General features: G+C 72.4%; 25 protein-coding genes. 22 read left to right on the top strand and 3 right to left on the bottom strand.

Going from position 1 to position 26,314, the window contains the following annotated elements:
* Positions 1 to 200 precede the first annotated feature (200 nt).
* Positions 201 to 1,334 (top strand): HNH endonuclease signature motif containing protein, encoded by a 1,134-nt coding sequence (locus tag B5M43_RS02540; RefSeq protein WP_230667536.1) that lies wholly within the window; start codon positions 201 to 203, stop codon positions 1,332 to 1,334.
* 27 nt (positions 1,335 to 1,361) lie between these two features.
* On the opposite strand, the gene B5M43_RS02535 is transcribed toward B5M43_RS02540, so the two are convergent.
* On the bottom strand, positions 1,362 to 1,910 hold the full coding sequence (locus tag B5M43_RS02535) for an NADPH-dependent FMN reductase (RefSeq protein ID WP_055990054.1): 549 nt from the start codon (positions 1,908 to 1,910) through the stop codon (positions 1,362 to 1,364).
* Between the two features lie 84 nt (positions 1,911 to 1,994).
* Between B5M43_RS02535 and rsmI the strand changes: the two genes are divergently transcribed.
* A complete protein-coding gene (gene rsmI / locus B5M43_RS02530) occupies positions 1,995 to 2,813 on the top strand; it encodes a 16S rRNA (cytidine(1402)-2'-O)-methyltransferase (protein WP_055990051.1) in 819 nt (272 codons plus the stop codon).
* 13 nt (positions 2,814 to 2,826) lie between these two features.
* On the opposite strand, the gene B5M43_RS02525 is transcribed toward rsmI, so the two are convergent.
* Entirely contained in the window at positions 2,827 to 3,534 is a 708-nt protein-coding gene (locus tag B5M43_RS02525; protein ID WP_055990045.1) for a FadR/GntR family transcriptional regulator, read from the bottom strand.
* Between the two features lie 137 nt (positions 3,535 to 3,671).
* Here B5M43_RS02525 and B5M43_RS02520 point away from each other — a divergent pair, with 137 nt between their 5' ends.
* The 20 genes from B5M43_RS02520 to B5M43_RS02425 all read left to right on the top strand — a co-directional run bounded on the left by B5M43_RS02520 (position 3,672) and on the right by B5M43_RS02425 (position 24,783).
* Positions 3,672 to 5,054: a GntP family permease gene (locus B5M43_RS02520; protein WP_055990041.1), complete on the top strand. Its 1,383-nt coding sequence runs from the start codon at positions 3,672 to 3,674 to the stop codon at positions 5,052 to 5,054.
* A 16-nt stretch (positions 5,055 to 5,070) separates the two neighbouring features.
* Positions 5,071 to 5,841, top strand: a complete 771-nt coding sequence (locus B5M43_RS02515) for an SDR family oxidoreductase (RefSeq protein ID WP_134745611.1) — start codon at positions 5,071 to 5,073, stop codon at positions 5,839 to 5,841.
* A gap of 14 nt (positions 5,842 to 5,855) precedes the next feature.
* Positions 5,856 to 6,875: a zinc-binding dehydrogenase gene (locus B5M43_RS02510; RefSeq protein WP_134745612.1), complete on the top strand. Its 1,020-nt coding sequence runs from the start codon at positions 5,856 to 5,858 to the stop codon at positions 6,873 to 6,875.
* A gap of 14 nt (positions 6,876 to 6,889) precedes the next feature.
* Positions 6,890 to 8,467, top strand: coding sequence for a gluconokinase (locus tag B5M43_RS02505; protein ID WP_055990033.1), 1,578 nt, complete (start codon positions 6,890 to 6,892; stop codon positions 8,465 to 8,467).
* Positions 8,464 to 10,041: a methionine--tRNA ligase gene (gene metG / locus B5M43_RS02500; protein ID WP_055990031.1), complete on the top strand. Its 1,578-nt coding sequence runs from the start codon at positions 8,464 to 8,466 to the stop codon at positions 10,039 to 10,041. Before B5M43_RS02505 ends, metG begins: the two co-directional genes overlap by 4 nt.
* 17 nt (positions 10,042 to 10,058) lie before the next feature.
* Positions 10,059 to 10,955 (top strand): TatD family hydrolase, encoded by an 897-nt coding sequence (locus B5M43_RS02495; protein WP_055990028.1) that lies wholly within the window; start codon positions 10,059 to 10,061, stop codon positions 10,953 to 10,955.
* 18 nt (positions 10,956 to 10,973) lie between these two features.
* The gene (rsmA, locus tag B5M43_RS02490; protein WP_055990025.1) at positions 10,974 to 11,849 is read left to right on the top strand and encodes a 16S rRNA (adenine(1518)-N(6)/adenine(1519)-N(6))-dimethyltransferase RsmA; all 876 of its coding nucleotides are present in this window, start codon (positions 10,974 to 10,976) and stop codon (positions 11,847 to 11,849) included.
* Positions 11,850 to 11,858: 9 nt separating this feature from the next.
* On the top strand, positions 11,859 to 12,932 hold the full coding sequence (locus B5M43_RS02485) for an aldo/keto reductase (RefSeq protein WP_055990022.1): 1,074 nt from the start codon (positions 11,859 to 11,861) through the stop codon (positions 12,930 to 12,932).
* Positions 12,929 to 13,861 (top strand): 4-(cytidine 5'-diphospho)-2-C-methyl-D-erythritol kinase, encoded by a 933-nt coding sequence (locus tag B5M43_RS02480; RefSeq protein WP_134745613.1) that lies wholly within the window; start codon positions 12,929 to 12,931, stop codon positions 13,859 to 13,861. Before B5M43_RS02485 ends, B5M43_RS02480 begins: the two co-directional genes overlap by 4 nt.
* A gap of 40 nt (positions 13,862 to 13,901) precedes the next feature.
* The gene (locus B5M43_RS02475) at positions 13,902 to 14,216 is read left to right on the top strand and encodes a DUF427 domain-containing protein (RefSeq protein WP_134745614.1); all 315 of its coding nucleotides are present in this window, start codon (positions 13,902 to 13,904) and stop codon (positions 14,214 to 14,216) included.
* Positions 14,217 to 14,307: 91 nt separating this feature from the next.
* The gene (locus tag B5M43_RS02470; protein ID WP_055990012.1) at positions 14,308 to 15,147 is read left to right on the top strand and encodes an ATP-binding cassette domain-containing protein; all 840 of its coding nucleotides are present in this window, start codon (positions 14,308 to 14,310) and stop codon (positions 15,145 to 15,147) included.
* Complete coding sequence (locus B5M43_RS02465; protein ID WP_134745615.1) at positions 15,144 to 15,815, top strand: ABC transporter permease; 672 nt, start codon at positions 15,144 to 15,146, stop codon at positions 15,813 to 15,815. Before B5M43_RS02470 ends, B5M43_RS02465 begins: the two co-directional genes overlap by 4 nt.
* Positions 15,812 to 16,525 carry an ABC transporter permease gene (locus B5M43_RS02460; protein WP_134745616.1) on the top strand — a complete coding sequence of 238 codons (714 nt, stop codon included), beginning with the start codon at positions 15,812 to 15,814 and terminating at the stop codon, positions 16,523 to 16,525. The genes B5M43_RS02465 and B5M43_RS02460 overlap by 4 nt, the downstream gene beginning before the upstream one ends.
* A 64-nt stretch (positions 16,526 to 16,589) precedes the next feature.
* Positions 16,590 to 17,519, top strand: coding sequence for an ABC transporter substrate-binding protein (locus B5M43_RS02455; protein WP_134745617.1), 930 nt, complete (start codon positions 16,590 to 16,592; stop codon positions 17,517 to 17,519).
* A 3-nt stretch (positions 17,520 to 17,522) separates the two neighbouring features.
* Positions 17,523 to 18,512 carry a DUF2332 domain-containing protein gene (locus B5M43_RS02450; protein ID WP_134745618.1) on the top strand — a complete coding sequence of 330 codons (990 nt, stop codon included), beginning with the start codon at positions 17,523 to 17,525 and terminating at the stop codon, positions 18,510 to 18,512.
* A 171-nt stretch (positions 18,513 to 18,683) separates the two neighbouring features.
* Positions 18,684 to 19,709, top strand: coding sequence for a LacI family DNA-binding transcriptional regulator (locus B5M43_RS02445; protein ID WP_134745644.1), 1,026 nt, complete (start codon positions 18,684 to 18,686; stop codon positions 19,707 to 19,709).
* A gap of 148 nt (positions 19,710 to 19,857) precedes the next feature.
* Entirely contained in the window at positions 19,858 to 21,396 is a 1,539-nt protein-coding gene (gene mmsA / locus B5M43_RS02440; RefSeq protein WP_055990621.1) for a multiple monosaccharide ABC transporter ATP-binding protein, read from the top strand.
* Positions 21,393 to 22,751: a multiple monosaccharide ABC transporter permease gene (gene mmsB, locus B5M43_RS02435; protein ID WP_134745619.1), complete on the top strand. Its 1,359-nt coding sequence runs from the start codon at positions 21,393 to 21,395 to the stop codon at positions 22,749 to 22,751. Before mmsA ends, mmsB begins: the two co-directional genes overlap by 4 nt.
* Before the next feature lie 44 nt (positions 22,752 to 22,795).
* Positions 22,796 to 23,911 carry a sugar-binding protein gene (locus B5M43_RS02430; protein WP_055989994.1) on the top strand — a complete coding sequence of 372 codons (1,116 nt, stop codon included), beginning with the start codon at positions 22,796 to 22,798 and terminating at the stop codon, positions 23,909 to 23,911.
* A gap of 83 nt (positions 23,912 to 23,994) precedes the next feature.
* The gene (locus B5M43_RS02425; RefSeq protein WP_134745620.1) at positions 23,995 to 24,783 is read left to right on the top strand and encodes a DNA/RNA non-specific endonuclease; all 789 of its coding nucleotides are present in this window, start codon (positions 23,995 to 23,997) and stop codon (positions 24,781 to 24,783) included.
* A gap of 4 nt (positions 24,784 to 24,787) precedes the next feature.
* Here B5M43_RS02425 and B5M43_RS02420 read toward each other — a convergent pair whose 3' ends face one another.
* The gene (locus B5M43_RS02420) at positions 24,788 to 26,260 is read right to left on the bottom strand and encodes a sugar transferase (RefSeq protein ID WP_134745621.1); all 1,473 of its coding nucleotides are present in this window, start codon (positions 26,258 to 26,260) and stop codon (positions 24,788 to 24,790) included.
* Between the last annotated feature and the right edge of the window lie 54 nt (positions 26,261 to 26,314).

The following is a 26,314-nucleotide window of genomic DNA, read 5'->3' as shown; positions in this document are numbered from 1 at the left end:
CTCTCCCGACCTTCGAACAAATGTCCGAGGGTGGTGGGATGATGGGGGCATGCCACGGTTCACGGATGCGGATGCCTCGGGGTGGGGGTTCACCCCGGCTGAGCTGTCGCGGACGCGGGCGATCGTGGAGCGGTTGAAGGCGATCCGGGGGGGAGCGTGCGGGGCTGGATGCCGAGGAGGCGGCGCTGCAGGCGGAGGCGATGGGCATCGCGATCGATCAGATGGGGCGGATGCCGGATGCGAGCGTGTACGAGTTCCCGGTGCGGTCCATGGCCGCGGAGGTGGCGCTGGCGACGAGGGAGTCGCCCCGCGCCATGCAGGGCCGGATGGATCGCGCCCACACGCTGGTGACCCGGTTCCCGGCGACGCACGCGGCGCTGGGGGAGGGGCGGATCACCTCGCGGCATGCGCAGGTGATCGCAGAGGCCGGTGCGGACCTCGATGAGGATGCGGTGCGGGCGGCGTTCGAGTCGGAGATCCTCCCGCTGGCGGAGAAGGCGACCCCGTATCGCACCAAGGCGCTGGCTGCGCGGGTGGCGGAGAAGCATCAGCCGGTGTCGGCGACGGTGCGGCATGAGGAGGCGCGGGAGCGGCGGGGCACGTGGGTGGAGGACCAGCCGGACGGGCAGGCGGTGCTGTGCATCAGCGGTCCGGCGTACGTGATCCACGCCGCCCATGACCGCCTCACCGCACAGGCGAGGGTGGTCACGCGCGCCCGCCGCGGTTCAGACGACCCCGCGGTCGCGGCGGACGAGCGGGAGCTGGGGCGGCTGCGGGCGGATCTGGCACTGGATCTGCTGCTGTCGGGCATGCCGTCGGGGCACCCGGTCGAGGCGCACATCGCCGCGACCATCGAGGTCACCATCCCCGTGAACACCCTCGCCGGTCTCGACGACGAGGCGGCCCTGCTGGCGGGGCATGGGCCGATCGACGCGGACACCGCGCGTCGCCTCGCGGCGGGTGCGGTGGGGTGGGAGCGGCTGTTCCTGCACCCCGACACCGGGGCCCTCCTCACGGTGGACCACCGAACGCCGACGGCGGCGCAGCGGCGGTACCTGCTGGCCAGGGACGGCACCTGCCGGGTCCCGGGGTGCACGACGAAGGCGAAGAACTGCGACATCGACCACACGATCCCGTGGTCCAAGGACGGCCCCACCAGCGTCGAGAACACGGCCCACCTGTGCGAGCCGCATCACATGATGAAGCACCACTCGCCCTGGGGCGTGACCCAGGTCGGCCGCGGCATCCTGCGGTACCGGTCCCCGGCCGGGTACGAGTACTTCGACAGCCCGTACCGCATCGAATACGCCGGTGGGGGCGCCCCACCCTTCTGAGGTCGAGCGCGGAAGCGGCGTCCCGGGCTAGAGTCGCTCGGCGATCGCGTCCAGCAGCGCTGCGGCCGACGTGTCCATGATCTCGGTGGGCTGCAGTGCGCCGTCGTCGTCCACCAGGGAGTGGACGTTCGGGATCATCACGATGTCCGGCATGGTCTTCATCCACAGCGACGAGCCGACCTGCTTGAGCTGCTGTGCCGCGCGGAGGCCGCCCGAGACGCCGCCGTAGCTCACGACGCCGAGGGGCTTTCCTGCCCACTCGTGGAACAGGTAGTCGATCGCGTTCTTGGTCGCCGAGTTGAGCGCGTAGTTGTACTCCGGGATGACCCACACGACCGCGTCGCCGCGGTCGATGGTCTCGCTCCAGCGCTTCGTGTGCTCCTGCGTGTACCGGCGCTTGCGCGGGTGGTTCGGCTCGTCGAGCATCGGCAGGTTCACCTCGCCGAGATCGATCAGCTCGATGTCGAACCGCTCGTCTGCTTCGGCGTGCGCCGTGAACCACTCCGCGACGGTGCGTCCGATACGTCCGGGGCGCGTGCTTCCGATGATGATCTGGATGAGCGGCGTGTCGGCCATGGCTGGCTCCTCTCGTCGTAGGACCCCCAGTCTGGGCGCCGGCCGCGCCCGGGCCAAGGGGGTGGACGCGGCTACGCTGAGGCGGTGATCATCCTCGCGGCGACCCCGATCGGCAACCTCGGCGACGCCTCGCGGCGCCTGATCGAGGTGCTCGAGGAGGCCCCCCTGGTGGCGGCCGAGGACACCCGGACGGCGCAGCGGCTGTTCGCCGCGCTCGGGATCTCGAACCGCCCGCGGCTGATCGCGATGCACGACCACAACGAGCGGCAGAGGGCCGGGGAGCTGGTCGAGCTGGCGCGCGAGCAGGATCTGGTCGTCCTCACCGACGCGGGCATGCCCACCGTCAGCGACCCGGGCTACGGGCTCGTATCGGCGGCGGCCGAGGCCGGCGTCCTGGTCACGGCCATCCCCGGTCCCAGCGCGGTCCTCACCGCGCTGGCGGTGTCGGGCCTGCCGACCGACCGCTTCGCGTTCGAGGGCTTCGTCGCCCGCAAGCCCGGGGAGCGGCGCCGGGAGCTGACGGCCCTCGCGGCGGAGTCGCGCACCCTCGTCTTCTTCGAGGCGCCGACCCGCGTCGCGCAGACCCTGGCCGACATGGCGTCCGCGTTCGGCGCCGACCGGCGCGCGGCGGTCTGCCGCGAGCTCACGAAGCTGCACGAGGAGGTCGCGCGCGGCACGCTCGCCGAGCTGGTCGCGTGGGCCGAGGCGGGCGTGCGCGGCGAGCTCGTGATCGTGGTCGAGGGCGCGACCGCGGGCGAGACCCCGCTCGAGGACGCGCTCGCCCAGGTGCAGAGCCTGGTCGCGTCGGGGACGCGCCTCAAGGATGCCGCCGCCGAGGTCGCCGCGCACACGGGGCACTCGTCGCGCGACCTGTATCAGGCCGCGCTCGCGGCCCGCGGCTGAGCACGGGCTCGCGTCAGCCCCAGGCCGACGCGTCGCCGGCCACCTCGCCCCACACGGTGTGCATGTGCCCGCGCGAGTGCCGCTCGGCCTCATCCGCGTCGCCGGCGACGATCGCGAGCGCGAGGCGCAGGTGGTCCTCGAGCGTCCCCGCGACTGGGATCGAGGGAGTGAGGCCCAGGCGTGTGCGGCCCTCCAGCACGGCGTGCACCGGGCGCTCGAGCGCCGCCAGCAGCGGGTTGCCGGATGCTGCGAGAAGCGTCGCGTGGAACGCCAGGTCGATCTCGAGATAGGGGTCTGAGGCGCCCAGGCCGCGATGGCCCAGGTCGTTGAGCTCCTCTGCGAGACGCTTGAGCTCGGCGCGCTGGGCCGGCGTCGCCCGCTCCGCCGCGAGGCGCGCGGCCATCGGCTCGACCGCGACGCGCAGCTCCATGAGCGCCTCGAGCTGCTGCTGCCGGAACGGTCCCTCCAGGTTCCAGCCGATCAGGAGGGGATCGAACGCGTCCCACCGCTCGCGGGGGAGCACCGTGATCCCGACCCGGCGGCGGGACTCGACCATCCCGAGGCTCTCGAGCACCCGGACCGCCTCGCGCACGACGGTGCGCGACGCCCCCTGCTCGGCCTCGATGCCCGCCAGGGTGAGCACGGCGCCGGGCGGGATCTCGCCCGCCGCGATGCGCCGCCCCAGCTCGCCGAGCACGTCCGAGTGCACTCCACCGGCCATCTCGCTCCCTTGCCATCCGGAATGGTGCTACCTTACCTGCTGAATAAGTAGTACCTTTGAGCGGTCTCGACTTTCCCGAGCCGCGACGCGCGGAGCGCCACGACGGCGCGATCCCTCGATTTCAACGGAGAAACCACATGGAAGATTGGACCCAGACCCTCGGGGCCGGTCCGCTGCTCGGCATCGCCGCGGCGGCCGTCGCCCTGATCCTGTTCCTGGTCATCAAGGTGCGCCTGCACGCGTTCCTCGTGCTGATCGTCGTCTCGCTGCTCACGGCCATCGCCACCGGGCTGCCGATGGGCGTGCTGGTCAACGAGGTGCTCGTCTCGGGCTTCGGATCGACGCTCGGATCGGTCGCGCTGCTGATCGGCCTGGGCGCCATCATCGGCCGCCTGATCGAGTCCAGCGGCGGCGCCAAGGTCATCGCCGAGCGGATGGTCGCGATCTTCGGCGAGAAGCGCGCGGCGTTCGCGCTCGGTCTCACGTCGCTGATCCTCGGCTTCCCGATCTTCTTCGACGCGGGCCTCGTGGTCATGCTGCCGATCATCTTCGCCGTCGCGCGCCGCATCGGCGGCAAGAACCTGCTGCTCTACGGCTTCAGCGGCGCCGCGGCGTTCTCGGTCATGCACGTCTTCCTGCCGCCGCACCCGGGCCCCGTCTCGGCCACCGAGCTGTTCGGCGCCGACCTGGGCGTCGTGATGCTGATCGGCCTCGTGATCGCGTTCCCGGCGTGGTACCTGTCGGGCTACCTGTGGGGCAAGTTCGTCAACAAGCGCTACCCGATGATCGTCCCCGCACTGTTCGGCACGACCGACCCCGACCAGCCGGTGAACCCGCCCAAGGCGGGCACGGTCGTCGCGATCCTGCTGCTGCCGATCCTCCTGATCTTCATGAACACGGGCCTGAACGCGCTGGGCTCGGTGGGCGCGGTCAACCGCGACGACACCTGGGTGCAGGCGCTCATGCTGATCGGCACGTCGCCGGTCGCGCTGCTCATCACCGCGCTGGTCGCGCTGCTGGTGCTCGGCAAGTTCCGCGGCGAGACCGGATCGGCGCTCGAGAAGCTGATCGAGAACACGCTCGGCACGGTCGCGTCGGTCATCCTGATCACGGGCGCGGGCGGCATGTTCGGCGGCGTCCTGCGCGCGTCGGGGATCGGCGCGGCGCTCTCGGAGTCGCTCGACGACCTCGGCCTGCCGCTCATCTTCGCGGCATACCTGATCGCGGTCGCGCTGCGCGTCGCGCAGGGCTCGGCCACGGTCGCGCTCGTCACCACGGCGGGCCTGCTCGCCCCGGCCGTCACGGCCGGCGGCTTCGGCGTCGTCGACACCGCGGCCATCACGCTCGCGGCGGCGGCCGGCTCGGTGTTCGCCAGCCACGTGAACGACTCGGGCTTCTGGCTGGTCGGCCGCCTCATGAACATGGATGTGAAGACCACGCTGAAGACGTGGACAGTGCAGCAGGCGCTGGAGTCGCTCGTCGGCTTCGCGATCGTGCTCGCCGTCTACGCGATCTTCTGATCCGGCGGCCGGGACCATGACGAACGACATCTTCGACATCACGGGCCGCCTGGCCCTGGTGACGGGCTCGTCGCGCGGCCTCGGCCGGTCGCTCGCCCTGGCGCTCGCGGAGGCGGGCGCCAGGGTGGTGCTCCACGGCCGGGACCAGGGTGCCCTGCGCGACGCGAGCGACCAGCTCGAGCGCGCGAGCGGCTTCCGCCCCGCGAGCATCGGGTTCGACGTGACGGACGCCGCAGCGGTCGAGGACGGGATCGGCGGCCTGATCGCCGAGCACGGCGTGCCCGACATCCTCGTCAACAACGCGGGCGTGCAGCGCCGCGCGCCGTTCACCGAGTTCCCGGTGGGGGACTGGGACACGGTCATCGCCGCGAACCTGTCGAGCGTGTTCTACGTGTCGCGCTTCGTCACGCCCGGCATGGCCGAGCGCGGCTCGGGCAAGGTGATCAATGTCGGCTCGGTGCAGTCGAAGCTGGCGCGCCAGACGATCGCGCCGTACTCGGCGTCGAAGGGCGGCGTCGCGCTGCTGACCCAGGGCATGGCGGCGGATCTCGCGCGCTTCGGCATCCACGTCAACGCCATCTCGCCCGGCTACTTCGCCACCGAGATGAACCGCGCCCTCGTGGAGGACGAGGCGTTCAACTCGTGGCTCGTGAACCGCACCCCGGCGCAGCGCTGGGGGGACTTCCGCGAGCTGTGGGGCACGCTGCTCTACCTCGCGTCGGACGCGTCGAGCTTCGTCTCGGGGCAGAACATCTTCGTCGACGGCGGCATGACCGCGGTCGTGTGAGCAGGAGGAACCACATGCGCGCGGTCTGGATCGACGGCAAGGAGGCGCTCGCGGTGCGCGAGACGCCGCAGCCCGAGCCCGGCGAGGGCGAGGTGCGGATCCGGATCGACTACGTCGGCATCTGCGGATCCGACCTGCACTACTGCTTCGAGGGCGCGAACGGCGAGTACGTCGTGCGGGAGCCCCTCGTGCCCGGCCACGAGCTGTCGGGACGGGTCGACCTCGACCCGTCCGGCGCGCTCGCGCCGGGCACGCCGGTCACGGTGCACCCGGCGCGGTTCGGCACCGCCGTGCCCGGCACCGAGGACCAGCCGCACCTGTGGCCGGGTGGCTCCTACCTCGGCAGCGCCTCGACGTGGCCCCACACGCAGGGCGCGATGGCCGAGCTGCTCGTGGTGCGCGCCGACATGGTGCGCGTGCTGCCCGAGGGTCTGCCGGTGCGCCGGGCGGTCCTCGCCGAGCCCCTCGGCGTGGCCCTCCACGCCGCGACGCGGGCCGGGGACCTCGCTGGCGCGCGCGTGCTCGTGTCGGGAGCGGGTCCCATCGGCCTGCTGGCGCTCGCGGCCGCTCAGGCGCGCGGCGCGGCATCCGTCACCGTCAGCGACGTGCTCGCCGAGCCGCTCGAGCGCGCCACGACGCTCGGCGCCGACGCGGTCGTGCGCGTCACGGAGGAGTCGCTGCCGGTCGAGGCGTTCGACGTCGTGCTCGAGTGCTCGGGCGCTCCCGTCGCGATCAGCGCCGCGGGCGTGGCGGTGCGCCGCCGCGGCACCGTGGTGCAGGTCGGGATGCTGCCGAACGAGCCGCGGCCGATCAACCTCGCGCCGTTCATCTCGAAGGAGGTGGCGCTGCTGGGTGCGTTCCGGTTCCGCGACGAGATCGACGAGGCCGTCGCGCTGCTGGCCGCGCGCCCCGAGCTCGAGCAGGTCGTCACCGACGTGCTGCCCATCGACCGGGCGCTGGAGGCATTCGAGCTGGCGCGCGACTCGCGCCGATCCAGCAAAGTGGTGGTGTCGCTGGGCGAGCCGGCGGCCTGAGGAAGCGAGCGGACATGGGCACAGGAGCCGAGCCGCGGGGAGCGCGCGACGTCGTCATCGGAGTCGACATGGGCACGACGGCCACGAAGGTCGTCGCGTACACGCCCGACGGTCGCCGCGTGGCGACCGCCTCGAACGGCTACCCGCTGGAGGAGCCGCATCCCGGCCACGCCGTGCAGGACCCCGACCTCATCCTCGGCGCCGTGTACGCGGGCGTGCGCGAGGTCGTCGCCGAGGTGGGCGCGGGCCGGATCGCGGGCCTGTCGTACTCGTCGGCCATGCACAGCGTGATGGCGCTGGACGTCGAGCTGCAGCCCCTGACGCCGGTCGTGACGTGGGCCGACACGCGCGCCTCGGTGCAGGCCGAGCGTCTGCGCGCGTCGGCCGGGGGGCTGGCGCTGCACCGTCGGACGGGCACGCCCGTGCACCCCATGTCGCCGCTCACCAAGCTGATGTGGTTCCGCGAGCAGGAGCCGCGCATCCGGCAGAGCGCCGCGTTCTGGGTGGGAATCAAGGACTACGTCCTGCTCCGGATGACCGGCGCGCTCGTGGTCGACCACTCGCTCGCGTCGGCGTCGGGCCTGATGGACATCCACCGGCTCGCGTGGGACAAGGAGGCGCTGAGCCTCGCGGGCATCCGCGACGACCAGCTGCCCGAGCTCGTCTCGACCACGACCGTGCTGCCCGGCATGACCGAGGAGGCCGCGGCCGCGACCGGCCTGCCGCTCGCGACGCCCGTGGTGGTCGGGGCCGGCGACGGCCCGCTCGCCAACCTTGGCGTGGGCGCCGTGCGCCCCGGCGTCGCGGCCTGCTCGATCGGCACGAGCGGAGCGCTGCGCGTGGGCGTCGACAGGCCCGCGGTCGACCCCCGCGGGGGCGTGTTCTGCTACGCCCTGACCGAGGACCGCTGGGTGATCGGCGGCGCGATCAACAACGGCGGCGTGGTGCTCGACTGGGTGCGCTCCGAGATCGCCGGCGGCGAGGACGTGCCGACCGCGCAGCTGCTCGACGAGGCCGCGGCGGTCCCGGCGGGATCCGGCGGTCTGATGATGCTGCCGTACCTGCTCAGCGAGCGGGCGCCGCACTGGTCGAGCGTCGCGCGCGGCGCCTACGTCGGACTGACCCGCGGGCACCGGCGCGAGCACCTCGTCCGCGCGGCGGTCGAGGGCGTGGCCCTGCAGCTCTCGCTCGTGCTGCACTCGATGCGCGCGGCGGGGCTCGAGATCGACGAGATCCGCGCGACGGGCGGCGTCATGCAGCACCCGCTGTGGCAGCAGACGCTCGCCGACGCACTCGGCACGCCCATCGGCCTGCCCGAGGGGCAGGAGGGCTCCGGCTTCGGCGCCGCCCTGCTCGGCATGGAGGCCCTCGGCCTGATCGAGTCGATCGACGTGGCCGCCCAGATGATCCCCGTCAGCCGCGAGGTGCGCACGCGCCCCGCGGACGCGGCCGTCTACGCGACCCTCCGCCCCATGTTCGACGAGCTCTACGACGCCCTGCTGTCGACCAACGCGCGCCTGCAGAAGCTCGCCCCCTCGCTCCCGCTGGACCGCGAAACGCCGGGTGAAGGCGCATCTAGGATTGACGGGTGACTTCCGGCCGATCGTTCTACATCACCACGCCGATCTACTACCCGAGCGACGTGCCCCACATCGGGCACGGGTACACGACCGTGGCGGTGGATGCGCTCGCGCGCTGGCACCGCCAGGCGGGCGACGACGCGTGGATGCTCACGGGCACCGACGAGCACGGCCAGAAGATGATGCGGGCCGCGGCCGCCAACGGCGTCTCGCCGCAGGAGTGGGTCGACAAGCTCGTGTCCGAGTCGTGGCAGCCGCTGCTCGAGACCCTGGATGTCGCGAACGACGACTTCATCCGCACCACACAGGAGCGGCACGAGACCAACGCGCAGAAGTTCTGGCAGGCCATCTACGACCGCGGCTACGTGTACGCGGGCGAGTACGAGGCGCTGTACTGCGTGGGCTGCGAGGAGTTCAAGCCCGAGAGCGAGATCGTCGACGGCACGGGCGCGTTCGAGGGACTGAAGGTCTGCGCGATCCACTCGAAGCCGCTCGAGCTGCTCCACGAGAAGAACTACTTCTTCAAGCTCAGCGAGTTCCAGGACCGCCTGCTCGCCCTGTACCGCGACCGTCCCGACTTCGTGCAGCCCGAGTCGGCGCGCAACGAGGTCGTCGCGTTCGTGCAGCAGGGACTCAAGGACCTGTCGATCTCGCGCTCCGCGTTCGACTGGGGCATCCCGATCCCGTGGGACTCCTCGCACGTGCTCTACGTGTGGATCGACGCGCTGCTGAACTACGCGACCGGCATCGGCTACGGTGCCGACCCCGAGTCCTTCGACCGCCGCTGGCCCGGCTACCACGTGGTCGGCAAGGACATCCTGCGCTTCCACGCCGTGATCTGGCCCGCCATGCTGATGGCCGCGGGCCTCGAGGTGCCCAAGGGCGTCTTCGCGCACGGCTGGCTGCTCGTGGGCGGCGAGAAGATGTCCAAGTCGAAGCTGACGGGCATCGCTCCCGACGCGATCACCGACGTGTTCGGCTCGGACGCGTACCGCTTCTACTTCCTGTCGGCGATCGCGTTCGGTCAGGACGGTTCGTTCTCGTGGGAGGACCTCTCCGCCCGCTACCAGGCCGAGCTCGCGAACGGCTTCGGAAACCTCGCGTCGCGCACGATCGCGATGATCGGCAAGTACTTCGACGGTGTGATCCCGCAGCCGGGGGAGTACACGGAGGCCGACCGGGCGATCCAGCAGGTCGTGGCCGACGCGGCGAGCGAGGCCGACGCGGCGATCGAGAGGTTCCGGATCGACGAGGCGATCGCGCGCATCTGGACGATCGTCGACGAGCTGAACGGCTACATCACCGAGAACGAGCCGTGGGCGCTCGCGAAGGACGAGTCGAAGCGCGAGCGTCTCGCCACCGTGCTGTACACGTGCGCCGAGGGGCTGCGCGCGCTCGCGGTGCTGCTGTCGCCCGTCATGCCGCAGGCCACCGGGAAGCTGTGGACCGCTCTCGGCGCCGAGGGCGCGCTGGGCGGCCTCGCCGCGCAGCCGATCCGCGAGGCCGGCGCCTGGGGGCAGCTGCCCGCCGGCACCGCGACGCAGGCGCTCGCGCCGCTCTTCCCGCGGATCGAGCAGGCCGACTGACCCGGGGCCGCCGCCGCATGACCCCGCTCGAGACCCCGGACGACCCGAGCCGCTACGTCCGCCAGCGCGACGCCGACGGCCGCAAGGACCTCCGGCATCCGCCCGTGCCCGAGCCGCTCGCGGTGCCGGTCTTCGACAACCACTGCCACCTCGAGATCGAGGACGGCGAGCAGCCCCTGAGCCTCGAGGAGCAGCTCGACCGCGCGCTCGAGGCGGGCATCGCGGGCGTGGTGCAGGCCTCGGGCGACATCGAGTCGTCGCGCTGGGCCGTCGCAGCCGCGGAGGCGCACCCGCGCGTGCTGGCCGCCGTCGCGATCCACCCGAACGACGCGCCGCACTACGCCGAGGCCGGGCGCCTCGACGAGGCCCTCGCGGTCATGGACGAGCTCGCCGCGCACCCGCGCGTGCGCGCGATCGGCGAGACCGGGTTGGACTACTTCCGCACGGACGAGCCCGGCCTGCCGGCGCAGCACGCGTCTTTCGAGGCGCACATCGCGCTCGCCAAGAAGCACGGCATCGCGATGCAGATCCACGACCGCGAGGCGCACCGCGACGTGCTCGACACGCTCGCGCGCGTGGGCGCCCCCGAGCGCACCGTGTTCCACTGCTTCTCGGGCGACGCCGACATGGCCCGCGAATGCGCGGACGCCGGCTACTACCTGTCGTTCGCGGGCAACATCACGTTCAAGAACGCGCAGAACCTGCGCGACGCGCTCGCCGTGACGCCGCGCGAGCGCATCCTGGTCGAGACGGACGCGCCGTTCCTCACGCCCGTGCCGCACCGAGGCCGCCCCAACGCGCCGTACCTGGTGCCCGTGACGATGCGGTTCATGGCCGCGGAGCTCGGCGCCGACCTCGACGAGCTGTGCGCGCAGGTCGCGTCCAACACGCTCGCGGTGTACGGGGAGTTCTGAGCGACCGGCGACAATAGGGTGATGGTCACTCTCCTCGGTCCCACCGAGATCCGCTCGCTCGCCGCGCGCCTCGACGTCACGCCCACCAAGAAGCTCGGGCAGAACTTCGTGGTCGACGCCAACACGGTCCGCAAGATCGTGCAGGTGGCGCGCGTCACGGCGGACGACCGGGTCGTCGAGGTCGGGCCGGGGCTCGGATCCCTCACGCTCGCGATCCTGGAGACCGGCGCGCGCGTGACCGCGGTCGAGATCGATCACCGCCTGGCCGCCGAGCTGGCGGCCACGGCGGCCGCGCACGGCGTCCCGGAGGGCGCGCTGACCGTCGTCGACGCGGACGCGCTGCGCGTGACCGAGCTGCCGGGGGACCCGACGGTGCTGGTCGCGAACCTGCCGTACAACGTGTCGGTGCCCGTGCTGCTGCACTTCATGGAGACGTTCCCGGCCCTGGAGCGCGGCGTCGTGATGGTGCAGGCCGAGGTGGGGGAGCGGCTCGCCGCCCCTCCCGGCAGCAAGGTGTACGGAGCGCCGAGCGTCAAGGCCGCGTGGTACGGGCCGTGGCGCCTGACCGGCACCGTGTCGCGCCAGGTGTTCTGGCCGGTGCCGAACGTCGACAGCGTGCTGGTCGGCTTCCACCGCGACGCCGAGCCGCGCGGCACCGAGGCCGAGCGCGAGCTGACGTTCCGGATCGTCGACGCCGCGTTCCAGCAGCGGCGCAAGATGCTGCGCCAGGCGCTCGCGGGCGTCCTGGGCGGCTCGGCCGCGGGTGCGACCGAGGTGCTCGAGCGCGCGGGCGTCGCCCCCACCGCCCGGGGCGAGGAGCTCGCGATCGACGACTTCGTCCGGATCGCCCGCGCGGTCCGACCCGGGGCGGCCCCGGCGGCCGTCGACGGATAGCCTGGGGGCGTGACCCACGCTCCGCGCTTCCACTCGCGCCCCGTCGCCGACATCCACCGTCCCTACACCGCGGCGGACGACCGCTACGCGCGGCTCGGCGACTTCCGCCAGGTGGGCGCGTCGGGCCTGTACCTGCCGCCCCTGTCGCTCGGCCTGTGGTGGAACTTCGGCGACAACATCCCGATGGACCGCCAGCGCGCCCTGCTGCGCCACGCCTTCGACCGCGGCATCACGCACTTCGACCTCGCCAACAACTACGGCCCGCCCTACGGCTCGGCCGAGAAGAACTTCGGCCGGATCTACGCGGAGGACCTCAAGCCGTACCGCGACGAGCTGATCATCTCGTCGAAGGCCGGCTACGACATGTGGCCCGGCCCGTACGGCGATCACGGCTCGCGCAAGTACATCCTGCGCAGCGCCGAGCAGTCGCTCACCCGGATGGGCCTCGACCACGTCGACATCTTCTACTCGCACCGCGTCGACGCGGTCACGCCCGTGGAGGAGACGATCGGCGCGCTCGACACGCTCGTGCGCCAGGGCAAGGCGCTCTACGTGGGCATCTCGTCGTACGGGGCCGAGGAGACCGCGCGGGCGCAGGAGGCCGCGCGCTCGCTCGGGACGCCGCTGGTCATCCACCAGCCGTCGTACTCGATCGTGAACCGCTGGATCGAGGACGGCCTCACCGACGTGCTGCGCCAGGAGGGCATGGGCGCCATCGCGTTCGTGCCGCTCGCGCAGGGCCTGCTCACGTCGAAGTACCTCGGCGACGGCACGGCCGAGCGCGCGCAGCAGCGCTCGTCGCTGCCGGGGCGCCGGCTGCCGGAGGCGACGCTCGCGATCCTGCGGGAGCTGGATGCGGTCGCGTCCGGCCGCGGCCAGACCCTCGCGCAGCTCGCGATCCAGTGGGTGCTGCGCGACCCGGTGGTCGCGTCGGCGCTGATCGGGGCGTCGCGGCCCGAGCAGCTGGACGAGAACCTCGCCGCACTGGAGGCCCCGGCGCTCGACGCGGACGAGCTCGCCCGGATCGACGAGATCGCCTCGCGCGCGCCCGCGGACCTCTGGGCGGATCCCGAGGGCGCATGACGATCGCCGAGGAGTTCCCGTCCGTGCGCGTCCGCGCGCCCGGCAAGATCAACGTCTACCTCGAGGTGGGCGCGCTGCAGGACGACGGCTACCACGAGCTCGCCACGGCGTTCCAGGCCGTCTCGCTGTGCGAGGAGATCGTCGCCACCCACTCCGACGGCTTCACGATGGCCGTCACGGGCACGGTCGATATCGACGGCGTCCCGGTCGACGACCGCAACCTGGCGCTGCGGGCCGCGCGGCTGCTGGCGGCCGAGACCGGCTACGAGGGCGGCGTGCACCTCGAGGTGCACAAGCAGGTCCCCGTCGCGGGAGGCATGGGCGGCGGATCGGCCGACGCCGCGGCGGCGCTGGTGGCGTGCGACGCGCTGTGGGACACGCGCCTGTCACACCCGGAGCTGCACCGGCTCGCCGCGCGGCTCGGCGCCGACGTGCCGTTCGCGCTGAAGGGCGGCACGGCGATCGGCACGGGCCGCGGCGACGTGCTCAACCCGGCCCTCGCGCGCGGACGCTTCGACTGGGTGCTCGTCACGAGCGAGGAGGGCGTCTCGACGCCCAAGGTCTACGGCGAGCTCGACGCGCACCGCGAGCGGCACCGGGTCGACATCGGCCCGATCGCCGCGCGCCCGTCGGTCGACGCCGAGGTGCTGCACGCGCTGCGTGCCGGCGACCCCGCGATGCTCGCGGCCGCGCTGCGCAACGACCTGCAGGTCGCGACGCTGCGGCTGCGCCCCGACCTGGCGTCGATCCTCGAGTACGGCGAGGCGTCGGGCGCGCTCGCGGGCATCGTGTCGGGCTCCGGCCCCACGCTGGCGTTCCTGTGCGCCACGCCCGAGCACGCCGCCGAGCTGCGCGCGCTGCTGGAGGCGGACGGCCACACGGCGCTGCACGTGCACGGCCCGGTGCCCGGCGCGCGGGTCATCGGCTGAGCGGGTTCCGGCGCGCGGCGCGCGGGGCTACCCTCGCAGCATGCGCGCACTGTGGCGCGACCACGTGGTCGCCGAATCCCCGGACGAGCGGATCATCGAGATCGAGGGCAACCGGTACTTCCCACCCGACACGATCGACCGGTCCCTGTTCCACGCGAGCCCCACGCCGTACACGTGCCCGTGGAAGGGCGAGTGCCAGTACTGGACGCTGCGGCACAGCCAGGGCGACACGCAGGACGAGGCGGTCGACGCCGCCTGGAGCTACCCCACGCCGCAGCACAGCGCGATCGAGCGCGTGGGCGCGGACTTCTCGGGGTACGTCGCCTTCGGCGCCGAGGTGACCGTCCTGCCCTGACGCGCCCGCGCGCGGACCCCGGGTCCCCGGCCGCCGGTAGAGTCCGAGGGAGTCCGACAGGGACGCCCGTCCGACCGACGTCAGGAGTGCCGTGATCGAGTTCCGATCCGTCCGGAAGACCTACCCTGACGGCGCGGGCGAGTCCGTCGCCGTCGACGACGTCAGCCTGATCGTGCCGTCCCACCGCACGGTGGTGCTGGTCGGCTCCTCCGGCTCGGGCAAGACCACGCTGCTGCGCATGGTGAACCGGATGGTGGAGCCCACCTCGGGCGCCGTGCTGATCGACGACGAGGACGTCCGCCACCGGGATCCCGTGGCGCTCAGACGCGGCATCGGGTACGTCATGCAGCAGGCGGGCCTGCTGCCGCATGTGCGCGTGATCGACAACATCGCGACCGTGCCGGTGCTCAACGGCGTGCCGCGACGCGAGGCGCGCGAGCGCGCCCGCGCGCTGATGGACACCGTGGGGCTCGACGGGCGCCTGGCCGACCGGTACCCGGGCCGGCTGTCCGGAGGCCAGCAGCAGCGCGTCGGAGTGGCGCGGGCCCTTGCGGGAGACCCGAACATCCTGCTGATGGACGAGCCGTTCGGCGCGGTGGACCCGATCGTGCGGCGCGAGCTGCAGCAGGAGCTGCTGCGGCTGCAGCAGACGCTGGGCAAGACCATCCTGTTCGTCACGCACGACGTGGACGAGGCGTTCCTGCTCGGCGACGAGGTCGTGATCCTGGCCGCCGGCGGCCGCATCGCCCAGAAGGGGACGCCCGAGGAGATCCTCGCGGCGCCGGCCGACGACTTCGTCGCGGAGTTCGTGGGCATCGCCGGCGGCGACCGCGAGCTGACGCTGCGCCGCTCGGACGGCGCCACGGTGATCGTCGACGCGGCCGGCCGCGTGCACGGCGTGCTGCGCGAGGAGGGGGCGCCGCGCGGATGAGCTGGGTGGCCGACAACGCGGGACTGATCGCGGCGCTCACGCTGGAGCACCTGCGCCACAGCGTGCTGCCGATCGTGTGGGGCCTCGCGGTGTCGCTGCCGCTCGGCTGGATCGCGCACCGCTGGCGGCTGGTGCGCGGCCCGCTGATCGTCGCGACGGGCCTGCTGTACACGCTGCCGTCGCTCGCGCTCCTGCCGCTGCTGCCGGTCGTGTTCGGGATCAGCGCCCTCAGCGAGCTGAACCTGCTGCTGGCCCTCACGATCTACGCGGTCGCGATCCTCGTGCGCGCGGTCGCCGACGGGTTCGACTCGGTGGACCCGGAGGTGCGCCGCGCCGCAGTCTCGGTCGGCTACGGGCCGGCTCGACGCTTCTGGGGCGTCGAGCTGCCGCTCGCGGGGCCCGTGATCCTCGCGGGCGTGCGGGTCGCGGCCGTCAGCACGATCGCGCTCGCGACGGTCGGCATCCTGATCGGCGTGACCAACCTCGGATACCTGTTCACGAACGGCTTCCAGCGCCGCATCGTCGAGGAGATCCTGGCGGGCGTGGTCGCGGTCGCGCTCGTCGCGCTGGCGGTCGACCTGCTGCTGCAGCTCGCGGGCCGCGCCCTCATGCCCTGGACGCGCGCGCACGCCGCGGGCGCAGGCCGTGCGGCGGGAGCCCTCGCATGAACCTGCTGCTCGAGGCGCTCGCCTGGCTGCTCTCGCCCGAGCGGCTCGAGGGATCCGGCTCCCTTCCCCGCGCCGTCCTGGTGCACCTGGCGTACACGTTCGCGGCGGTCGCGATCGCCGCGGCGATCGCGGTCCCGGCGGGATGGGCCATCGGCCACACCGGGCGCGGCCGCGAGATCGCCGTGGGCCTCGCCGGCGCGGCCCGCGCGATCCCGTCGTTCGGCCTGATCCTGCTGCTCGTGCTGCTGCTGGGCGTCACGAACAAGCCCGAGGCGGCGCTGATCGCGTTCGTGCTGCTGGCGATCCCGTCGATCCTGGCGGGGGCGTACGCCGGCTTGGAGGCGGTGGACCGCGCGACCATCGACGCGGCCCGCGCGCAGGGCATGACCGGATGGCAGGTGCTGTGGCGCGTGGAGGCGCCCCTCGGCCTGCCGCTGCTGGTCGCGGGCATCCGCTCGGCCGTGCTGCAGGTCGTCGCGACCGTCACGCTCGCGGCCTACGTGAACCTGGGCGGACTCGGCTTCGACATCCTCCAGGGCCTGCAGCTGCGCCGGTTCGAGCAGGTGCTGGGCGGCGCGATCGCCGTGGCGGCCCTCGCGCTCCTGCTGGACGCCGTGTTCGCGCTGCTGCAGCGAGCCGCGGCGCCCGGACATCTGCGGCGCGCCGGCCGCGGCCCGGCGTCGCGCCCCCTTGTCGGCGCCCCGGCGTAGGCTCGGATCGACCGCGGCACACACTCACACGGCCCGACGACGGCCAGTCAGGAAGGCGGCAGGCATGATCGGCACTCGACACTCACGCGCCACGCGCGCGGCCATCGCGGGCGTCCTGGGCGCGGGTCTCGCGCTCGTCCTGTCCGGCTGCGGCTCGAGCGACCCCCTCGCGGAGCCCTCGGGCGACGCCTCCGCCCCGGCGGGCGACGAGGCGATCGTGGTGGGCTCGCAGGCGTACCCGTCCAACGAGGTCATCGCGGAGATCTACGCGCAGGCGCTCGAGGCCGAGGGCTACACGGTCGAGCGGCGCTTCAACATCGGGCAGCGCGACGCGTACCTCCCGTCGCTCGAGAGCGGCGAGATCGACCTGTTCCCCGAGTACACCGGCAACCTGCTGCAGTTCTACGACGAGGACACCGAGGCCCGCACGGCCGACGACGTGTACGCCGCGCTCGGCGACGCGCTGCCGGAGGGGCTGACCCCGCTCGCGATGTCCAGCGCGACCGATCAGGACTCCTACACCGTGACCCGGGCATTCGCGGACGAGCATGGACTGGAGACGATCGGGGACCTCGCGGACGTCGAGGGGCCCCTCACGCTCGGCGGTCCGCCCGAGCTCGAGGAGCGCCCGTACGGCCCCGACGGGGCGGCCGAGGTCTATGGCGTGGAGCTCGAGTTCTCGGCGACGGGAGACACCACGGTCGAGGACCTGCTCGCCGGCACGATCGACGTCGCCAACGTGTTCACGGCCGACCCGCGCATCGAGACCGAGGACCTCGTGCCGCTCGCCGACCCCGAGGGGCTGTTCCTCGCGTCGAACGTCGTGCCGATCGCCTCCGGCGACGTCGCCGACGAGATCGCGCCGGTCATCGACCCCGTGAGCGAGGCGCTCACGCCCGAGGGCCTGGTGGCGCTCAACGTCCAGAACACGGTCGAGCAGCGGTCGGCGGCGGACATCGCGGCGGAGTGGCTCGCCGAGCACGGCCTGGACTGAGCCATGCGGCTCGACGGCGACGTCCCCGCGATGTACGCGGAGTTCGCGGACTACGCTGACGGGTCGTCGCCGAGTTTCGCGAGGTGGGCGCGCCGCGTCGCTGCGGACGCCGACATGGTGGCCTGGCTCGAGAGTCTTCCGCCGGTCAAGCGGCAGCCGAATCTGGTCTTCGCCGCGGCACGGCGACACGGCGTCCCCGCGCCCGGGCCCTATGAGGGCCTGCGGCGCGCCCTGCTGGACGACGACGGATCCATCCGCGCGACCATCCTGAGCCACGCGACGCAGACGAACGAGGCGGGGCGGATGGCGACCCTGGTGCCGGCGTTCGCGGCGGTGGCGGGGGAGCGGCCGCTCGCGCTGATCGAGGTCGGTCCCTCGGCGGGGCTGTGCCTGGTTCCCGACCGGTGGGGCTACGCCTGGCGCACGCCGGCGGGTGAGAAGCGCATCCCGGCGCCCGACGGCGGTGGGGTGCTCTCGTGCGACGTGACCGGCCCCGCGCCCCTCCCGGAACGCGTGCCGACCGTGGCATGGCGCACCGGGCTCGACCTCAACCCGCTCGACGTGCGGGACGACGAGCAGATGGCCTGGCTGGAGACGCTCGTGTGGCCGGAGGAGGATGATCGCCGGGCGCAGCTGCGAACGGCGATCCGGCTGACGCGCGCCGACCCGCCGCCGCTCGTGCGCGGAGATCTGCTCGTCGACCTCGACGGTCTGATCGACCGGGCGCAGGCCGAGGCGCCCGGGGCCGCCGTGATCGTGTTCCACACGGTGGTCGCCATGTACCTGTCGGCCGACGACCGCGCGGCCTTCGCCGACGCCATGCGCGCGCGGGTCGCCGCGGGCCGGTGCCACTGGGTGTCGAGCGAGGTCCCGGGCGTCGTCCCCGGCGTCGCGGGGGACGGCGTGACGGCGGGCCGCCTGGTGCTCGCGATCGACGGCGCACCGGCCGGCGCGGCGCACCAGCACGGTCGCACCCTCGACTGGTTCGGCTGAGCGTCTCGACCGGTCGCCGGCTCCCGAGGTGCGGCCCTCGCGGGATCCTGGCATGATGATCGGGACCGTGTGTGAACGTACACATGAGTGCCGTGGGCGATCCACGGCGACGGCAGGCGGGCAGCGAGCGCTCGCGCAGCACTGAGGCTGGTGGGGACTGTGGAGCAGGCGATGGAGCGCACGCCGGGCCGGCGTTCCGCCGTGCCGAGCATCCGCGACGTCGCGCGCCTCGCCGGCGTCTCGCATCAGACGGTCTCGCGCGTGCTCAACGACCACCCGAGCATCCGCCCCGAGACCAAGCAGCGGGTGCTCGACGCGATCGCGGTGCTCGACTACCGGCCGAACCTCGCGGCCCGCGCGCTCGTCACGAGCCGCTCGAACGTCATCGGGGTGATGTCGGCGACCATCGGTGAGTTCGGTCCCGCGTCGTCGATCGCGACCATCGAGGAGGCCGCCCGCGTCGAGGGGTACTCGGTCACCACGGTGAACCTGCCCGACACGACGCCCGAGGCGATCGGCGCCGCCGTGCGCCAGCTCCTGCGCGAGCAGATCGCCGGCATCGTGGTGCTCGCGCCGCAGGTGCGGGTGTTCCACGTGCTGCGCGGCATGGCGATCGACGTCCCCTTCGTGAGCCTCCAGACCGCCTCCGGGGCCACGGGGGAGAGTCTCGCGGCGGACCAGGTGGAGGGCGCCCGGCTCGCGACCGCCCACCTGATCGAGCTGGGCCACCGCGACATCGTCCACCTCGCCGGACCGCAGGACTGGATCGAGGCCGAGTCGCGCATGCGCGGCTACCTGGACGCCCTGCTCGACGCCGATCTGCCGACCATCGCGCCCATCCGGGGCGACTGGACCGCCGACTTCGGCCACTTCGCCGGGGTGGAGCTGGCGCGGCGCGGCGACTTCACGGCCGTGTTCGCCGCCAACGACCTCATGGCGATCGGCCTCATGCACGGGTTCCGCGACGCCGGGCTCGACGTTCCCGGCCACGTGAGCGTGGTCGGCTTCGACGACATCCCGGTCGCGAAGCACGTGTGGCCGCCGCTCACCACGGTGCACCAGGACTTCGCCGAGCTCGGCCGCCGTGCGGTCGAGCTGCTGCTGGCGGGCATCCGCGGCGAGGAGCCGCCCCGTTTCGGGCAGCTCCAGCCCGAGCTGCTCGTGCGCGCCTCGTCCGCGGCGTCCTGGCGCAGCTGACTTCTCGCCCCGTGCTTGACATGCCCGGGCGGCCGGTGCACGATGTACTGCGATGTGAACGGTCACACGGAGCGCGTGTGACACAGACAGCGAGGTCGATGTGAGCAATACGGCAGCCGTGCCGACGGTGTCCCCGCCCATCCTGGAGATGCGGGACATCTCGAAGGAGTTCCCGGGCGTCAAGGCGCTCGCGCACGTGAGCCTGACCGTCAAGGCCGGCGAGATCCACGCGATCTGCGGCGAGAACGGCGCGGGCAAGTCCACGCTCATGAAGGTGCTGTCGGGCGTGTACCCCTACGGCACGTACACGGGCGACATCCTGCTGCGCGGCGAGGAGATGCGCTTCCGCGACATCCGCGCCAGCGAGGCGGCGGGCATCGCGATCATCCACCAGGAGCTCGCGCTGATCCCCGAGCTGTCGATCACCGAGAACATCTTCCTCGGCAACGAGGTGCGCGCGGGCATCGCGATCGACTGGCGCGCGGCGCGGTCGCGCGCGGTCGAGCTGCTGGCGCGCGTGGGCCTCGAGGAGGACCCCGACACCGCGATCAAGCACCTCGGCGTCGGCAAGCAGCAGCTGGTCGAGATCGCCAAGGCGCTCAACAAGGACGTCAAGCTGCTGATCCTCGACGAGCCGACCGCCGCGCTCAACGAGGACGACTCGCAGCACCTGCTCGACCTCATCCTCGGGCTCAAGGGCCGCGGCATCTCGTCGATCATCATCAGCCACAAGCTCAACGAGATCGAGCAGATCGCCGACGAGATCACGATCATCCGCGACGGCCGCAAGGTCGAGACGCTCGACATCACCAAGGGCGAGATCAACGAGGACCGCATCATCCGCGGCATGGTGGGCCGCTCGCTCGAGAGCCGGTACCCCGACCGCGAGTCGCACATCGGCGAGGTCTTCTTCGAGGTCCGCGACTGGGTGGTCCGCCACCCGACCGTGTCGGAGCGCTTCGTGGTCAAGGGCTCCAGCATCGAGGTGCGCCGGGGCGAGGTCGTCGGCATCGCGGGCCTCATGGGCGCCGGGCGGACCGAGTTCGCGATGAGCATCTTCGGCCGCTCGTACGGCGAGTACGTCTCGGGCACGATCGTCAAGGACGGCCGGGAGATCACGCTCCCGGACGTCCCCTCGGCCATCCGTCACGGCCTCGCCTATGTGAGCGAGGACCGCAAGGTGCTCGGGCTGAACCTCCTGGACACGATCAAGCGCTCGACCGTCGCGGCCAAGCTGTCGAAGATCTCCCGCCGCGGCGTCGTCGACGAGCGGCTCGAGCACACGGTGGCCGAGGAGTACCGCAAGGCGCTGCGCATCAAGACCCCGAGCGTCGACGTCGGCGTCGCGACGCTGTCGGGTGGAAACCAGCAGAAGGTCGTCCTGGCCAAGTGGATGTTCACCGACCCGGACCTGCTGATCCTCGACGAGCCGACCCGCGGCATCGACGTGGGAGCCAAGTACGAGATCTACACGATCATCAACGAGCTCGCGGCCAGCGGGAAGGGCGTGATCGTGATCTCGAGCGAGCTGCCCGAGCTGCTCGGCATCAGCGACCGCATCTACACGGTGTTCGAGGGGCGGGTCACCGACTGCCTCGACGCCCGAGACGCCACACCCGAGGCGCTCATGCGCAGCATGACCTCGCTCCGTCCCCTGAACGACCCCGCATCGAAGGCGAACGCATGACCGACACCGCCAGCACCCCGTCCGCCAAGCGCGGCTTCCACCTCAGCGACATCCGCGCGATGTTCGGCGGCGGCGGCCAGTCCACGCTGCGCCAGTTCGGCATCCTGGGCAGCCTGATCGTGATCATCCTGCTGTTCCAGGTGCTCACGCTCGTGTTCAAGGGCGCCGGCCTGACGCTCTCGAGCGGCAACCTGATCAACGTCGTCAACCAGTACTCGTACATCCTGATCCTGGCGATCGGCATGGTGATGGTGATCATCATGGGTCACATCGACCTGTCGGTCGGCTCGGTCGCGGCGTTCACGGGCATCATCGTCGCCAAGGCCATGGCGGACTGGAGCCTGCCCTGGCCGCTCGCGATCGTGCTGGGCCTCGGCGTGGGCGTGCTGGTCGGAGCGTGGCACGGTTTCTGGGTCGCGTACGTGGGCGTTCCGGCGTTCATCGTGACGCTGGCGGGCATGCTGTTCTTCCGCGGCGCCAACCAGTGGATCGGCCAGTCGACGACGGTCTCGGTCCCGGCCGACTTCAAGTACATCGGCGCGGGCTACCTGCCCGAGCTCGCGGTGCCCCTCAACTTCAACGTCCTCACGATGGTGCTGGCCCTCGCGGGCGTCGCCTGGATCGTGTTCAACGAGGTGCGGCTGCGCCGCATCCAGACGAAGATGGGCGCCGCCAAGGCGCCCCTGTGGGTCAGCGTCGTCAAGACCGTCGCGCTGTCCGCGGCGATCCTGTGGGCCGGTTGGATGTTCGCCAACGGACGCCCCGGCACGAGCTTCCCCATCGCCGGCATCATCCTGCTGGTCCTGGTGATCGTGTACTCGTTCCTCACGAACAGCACCGTGTTCGGCCGCCACATCTACGCGGTCGGCGGCAACCGCCAGGCCGCGCGCCTGTCGGGCGTGAAGGACCGCTGGGTCGACTTCTTCGTGATGATGAACATGTCGGTGCTGGCCTCGATCGCGGGCATGATCTACGTCGCCCGCGCGGGCGCCTCGGGCCCGCAGGACGGCAACGGCTGGGAGCTCGACGCGATCGCATCGGTCTTCATCGGCGGCGCGGCCGTCTCGGGCGGCATCGGCACCGTGATCGGCTCCATCATCGGAGGCCTGGTCATGGCCTTCCTCAACAACGGCCTCCTGCTGCTCGGCGTCCAGGCCGACATGGTGTCGATGATCAAGGGCCTCGTGCTGCTGGTCGCGGTCGGCGTCGACGTCTGGAACAAGCAGCAGGGCCGCCCCTCGGTCATCGGCTTCCTCATGAACCGACGCAAGGCCGTCGCCGACTTCTCCGGCGACATCAAGACCCCCGCCGCCGCGGACGCGGCCGGGAAGAAGGAGAACGCGACTCGCAGCTGAGCCGCGCTCTCCGTCCCGCACACACAGAAAGTGACACGAATCGCATGAAGAAGATCGCTCTCACCGCCACGGCGGCGGTCGCAGCGCTGGCGCTGGGCCTGACGGGGTGCTCCTCGGAGCGCGGCGGCGGCGCCGCCCCCGGCGAGACCGAGGCCCCCGCGGGCTTCGAGGCCGGCGCCACGATCGGCGTGGCGCTGCCCGACAAGACCAGCGAGAACTGGGTGCTCGCGGGCGACCTGTTCACCGAGGGCCTCGAGGAGGCCGGCTTCCAGGCCGACGTCCAGTACGCCCCGGCGAGCAACACGGTCGCCGAGCAGCAGAACCAGATCCAGGCCATGGTCACGTCGGGCGCCAAGGTCATCGTGGTCGGCGCGAAGGACGGCAAGCAGCTGGGCACCCAGCTCGAGGCCGCCAAGGACGCCGGCGTCACGGTGATCGCGTACGACCGCCTGATCGAGAACACCGAGGCCGTCGACTACTACGTCGCCTTCGACAACTTCAAGGTCGGCGAGCTGCAGGGCCAGGCGCTGCTCGAGGGCCTCGAGGCCAAGGCCGGCCACGACGCCCCGTACAACGTCGAGCTGTTCTCGGGCTCGCCCGACGACGCGAACTCGGCCGTCTTCTTCGACGGCGCCATGAGCGTGCTGCAGCCGAAGATCGACGACGGCACGCTGGTGGTCGCCTCGGGCCAGACCGACATCGCCCAGACCGCGACCCAGGGCTGGCTCGCCGAGAACGCCCAGGAGCGCATGGACAGCCTGCTCACGTCGACCTACAGCGGCGACACGGAGCTCGACGGCGTGCTCTCGCCGAACGACACGCTGGCCCGCGCCATCCTGACCTCGGTCGAGCAGGCGGGCAAGAAGCAGCCGGTCGTGACCGGTCAGGACTCGGAGGCCGAGTCGGTGCGCTGGATCATGGAGGACCGCCAGTACTCCACGATCAACAAGGACACGACGCTGCTGGTCGAGCAGACCATCAAGATGATCGGTCAGCTGCAGGCCGGCGAGGAGGTCGACGTCAACGACACCGAGCAGTACGACAACGGCGTGAAGGTCGTCCCCGCGTACCTGCTCGAGCCGGTCATCGTCACGAAGGAGAACGCCGCCGAGGCGTACGCCAACGTGCCGAGCCTGCTGGAGATCGTCGAGTCGTACTGACCCGGACGCGCGCGATCACAGGGGCCGCCGGGTGTTCACCCGGCGGCCCCCGTCGTGTCGGACGGTGCCGATACCGTCGGGGCATGGCCGAGGGTTACGACGACGGGTTCCTGGACGCGCCGCTGCCGCTGCCGGAGGCGGCGGACGCCGTGCGGCTCGACTACACGCACTTCACGGTGCTGCTCGACCGCGATCGGCGCCTCGCGCGGCTCACCGCCGTGAACGTCGCGGGAGCGGAGCTCGTCGACGTGCCGCGCGGCGATGACTGGCGGCTCGACGACCGGATCCCCGCGGAGTGGCAGGCGGGCCCGGAGGTGTATGCCCGCAACGACCTCGACCGCGGTCACCTGGTGCGCCGCCGCGACCCGGTGTGGGGCCCGGATGCCCGCCGCGCGGACAGCGACACGTTCCACTACACGAACGCCGCGCCGCAGGCCTCCGGCTTCAACCAGTCCCAGGAGCTGTGGGTGGGGCTCGAGGACCACGTGCTCGAGTACGCCGACGCGAACGACCTGCGGATCTCGGTGCTCACGGCACCCGTGCTGGGCGAGCGCGACATCCCGTACCGCGGCATCCGCATCCCGCTGCGGTTCTTCAAGATCGCCGCGTGGTGCCGGGGCGCCGAGCTGCGTGCCGCCGGGTTCGTGCTCGACCAGTCGCCCGTGCTCGATCGCGACGACCTCGACCGCGGCGTCGCGGCGGACCGGACGCCCGACCTCGGGCCGTTCCGCACCTTCCAGGTGCCGATCGCCGACATCGCGGGCCTGGGCCGGCTCGATCTCGGACCGCTGATCGCGGCGGACGTCGTGCCGCCCGCCGCGCGCGCCGAGCCCTGGCGCGAGCTGCGCGCGCCCGGCGACATCCGCCTCTAGGGCGTCAGAAGGCGCCGCGCGCCGTGAGGACCGCCGTGACCGTGCGGAACAGCAGCGCGACGTCGCCGGGGATCGACCGGTTCTCGGTGTAGCCGAGGTCCAGGCGGATCCCGTCCTCCCAGCTGAGGGTGCTGCGCCCGCCGACCTGCCACGGGCCCGAGATCCCGGGCCGCACGTACAGCCGACGCCGCTCGTCCTCCGTGTACTGCGCGACCTCGCGGGGCAGCGCGGGCCGGGGCCCGATCACGCTCATGTCGCCGCGCAGCACGTTCCAGAACTGCGGCAGCTCGTCGAGCGAGCAGCGCCGCAGGACGCGGCCGACGCGCGTCACGCGCGGGTCCTCGCGCACCTTGAACAGGGGGCCGGCGGCGTCGTTGAGCGCCATGAGCGCGGCCGAGCGCCGATCGGCGTCGACGCTCATGGAGCGGAACTTCAGCATGCGGAACGTCCGCCCGCCCTCGCCGACGCGCTCCTGCCGGTAGAGGACCGGGCCGGGGGAGTCGAGCCGGATGGCGATCGCGATCGGCACCGCGAGCAGGCCGACCGGGATGAGCGCGAGCGACGCGACGACCACGTCGAACACCCGCTGCGCGGCGCGGCGCGGACCGTCGTACCGGGCGACGCGCAGGCGCAGCATCGGGAGCGAACCGGATGCCGAGACGGACAGCCGCGCGGCGGCGACATCGGTCAACCCGCTCCACGACAGCACATCGGCCGCCCGGCCCTCCACGGCCCAGGCGAGCCGTCGCAGGAACGCCGGGGCTCCATCCGGCGTCCCTGCGACGAGCACGGTGTCGGCCGACACGCGGTCGACCGCGTCGGCGACCGTCCCGACGACGGCGTCGCTCGCGTCGTCGGCATCGAACACGACCGCTCCGCACACCCGCACGGGCGACGCCGCGATGCGGGCGATCTCGTGCTCGACGTTCGCGACGTCGGCCGCGCGTCCGACCACGACGGCCCGCGCCGGGCTGGATCCGCGCAGCGAGCGCCACGCGATCCTGCCGGTCGCGATCGCGACGGCCCCGATGGGCGTGCCCACGGCGAGGACCGCGCGCGCCGCATCGAGCGGCAGGACGCCGGCCACGGCCGCGACCGCGATCAGGCCGAGGGCCGCGGCGGTCGCCGCCGCCACGCGCGCCAGCTCGCCGCGGGGCGTGAGCGAGGGGTCGTGCGACCGCGCCAGCACCAGGCAGGCGCACCAGAGCGCGGCGGTCGCGGCGGCGGGTGCCGCGAGGGCCGGAGACGCGAGCGCGACCGCCGCGCAGGCTCCGGACGCCATGGCCGCGTCTGTGACGAGCAGGCGGCGGCGGTGCGACGCGTCCCTCGCGCGCCGTCGCGACAGCGAGGCGCGCGCGACGGGCACGGGCGCGTCGAACGCCGGGAGGGCGTCGTCGGCCGGGGCGGAGGCCGGGTGGGCGCCCAGGACGGGGGGAGCGGGCAGGAGTCGCGCGGCGGCGATGCCGACCGTGGTCATGCGGGCACGCTCACGTCGAAGCTCATGCGTCCTCCTCGGGATGGCAGATCGCGT

This window comes from Microbacterium sp. MEC084 (assembly GCF_004514465.2).
In the GTDB taxonomy this organism is placed as follows: Bacteria; Actinomycetota; Actinomycetes; order Actinomycetales; family Microbacteriaceae; genus Microbacterium.
This window is presented reverse-complemented; position numbering and strand designations above follow the sequence as displayed.

What these genes read in the sequence shown, in the direction of transcription:
- B5M43_RS02540 (WP_230667536.1), top strand. Translation starts at nt 201, where the DNA reads ATGGGCATCGCGATCGATCAGATGGGGCGGATGCCGGATGCGAGCGTG.
- B5M43_RS02535 (WP_055990054.1), bottom strand. Translation starts at nt 1,910, where the DNA reads ATGGCCGACACGCCGCTCATCCAGATCATCATCGGAAGCACGCGCCCC.
- B5M43_RS02525 (WP_055990045.1), bottom strand. Translation starts at nt 3,534, where the DNA reads ATGGCCGGTGGAGTGCACTCGGACGTGCTCGGCGAGCTGGGGCGGCGC.
- B5M43_RS02520 (WP_055990041.1), top strand. Translation starts at nt 3,672, where the DNA reads ATGGAAGATTGGACCCAGACCCTCGGGGCCGGTCCGCTGCTCGGCATC.
- B5M43_RS02515 (WP_134745611.1), top strand. Translation starts at nt 5,071, where the DNA reads ATGACGAACGACATCTTCGACATCACGGGCCGCCTGGCCCTGGTGACG.
- B5M43_RS02510 (WP_134745612.1), top strand. Translation starts at nt 5,856, where the DNA reads ATGCGCGCGGTCTGGATCGACGGCAAGGAGGCGCTCGCGGTGCGCGAG.
- B5M43_RS02505 (WP_055990033.1), top strand. Translation starts at nt 6,890, where the DNA reads ATGGGCACAGGAGCCGAGCCGCGGGGAGCGCGCGACGTCGTCATCGGA.
- B5M43_RS02495 (WP_055990028.1), top strand. Translation starts at nt 10,059, where the DNA reads ATGACCCCGCTCGAGACCCCGGACGACCCGAGCCGCTACGTCCGCCAG.
- B5M43_RS02480 (WP_134745613.1), top strand. Translation starts at nt 12,929, where the DNA reads ATGACGATCGCCGAGGAGTTCCCGTCCGTGCGCGTCCGCGCGCCCGGC.
- B5M43_RS02475 (WP_134745614.1), top strand. Translation starts at nt 13,902, where the DNA reads ATGCGCGCACTGTGGCGCGACCACGTGGTCGCCGAATCCCCGGACGAG.
- B5M43_RS02465 (WP_134745615.1), top strand. Translation starts at nt 15,144, where the DNA reads ATGAGCTGGGTGGCCGACAACGCGGGACTGATCGCGGCGCTCACGCTG.
- B5M43_RS02460 (WP_134745616.1), top strand. Translation starts at nt 15,812, where the DNA reads ATGAACCTGCTGCTCGAGGCGCTCGCCTGGCTGCTCTCGCCCGAGCGG.
- B5M43_RS02455 (WP_134745617.1), top strand. Translation starts at nt 16,590, where the DNA reads ATGATCGGCACTCGACACTCACGCGCCACGCGCGCGGCCATCGCGGGC.
- B5M43_RS02450 (WP_134745618.1), top strand. Translation starts at nt 17,523, where the DNA reads ATGCGGCTCGACGGCGACGTCCCCGCGATGTACGCGGAGTTCGCGGAC.
- B5M43_RS02445 (WP_134745644.1), top strand. Translation starts at nt 18,684, where the DNA reads ATGGAGCGCACGCCGGGCCGGCGTTCCGCCGTGCCGAGCATCCGCGAC.
- mmsA (WP_055990621.1), top strand. Translation starts at nt 19,858, where the DNA reads ATGCGGGACATCTCGAAGGAGTTCCCGGGCGTCAAGGCGCTCGCGCAC.
- mmsB (WP_134745619.1), top strand. Translation starts at nt 21,393, where the DNA reads ATGACCGACACCGCCAGCACCCCGTCCGCCAAGCGCGGCTTCCACCTC.
- B5M43_RS02430 (WP_055989994.1), top strand. Translation starts at nt 22,796, where the DNA reads ATGAAGAAGATCGCTCTCACCGCCACGGCGGCGGTCGCAGCGCTGGCG.
- B5M43_RS02425 (WP_134745620.1), top strand. Translation starts at nt 23,995, where the DNA reads ATGGCCGAGGGTTACGACGACGGGTTCCTGGACGCGCCGCTGCCGCTG.
- B5M43_RS02420 (WP_134745621.1), bottom strand. Translation starts at nt 26,260, where the DNA reads ATGACCACGGTCGGCATCGCCGCCGCGCGACTCCTGCCCGCTCCCCCC.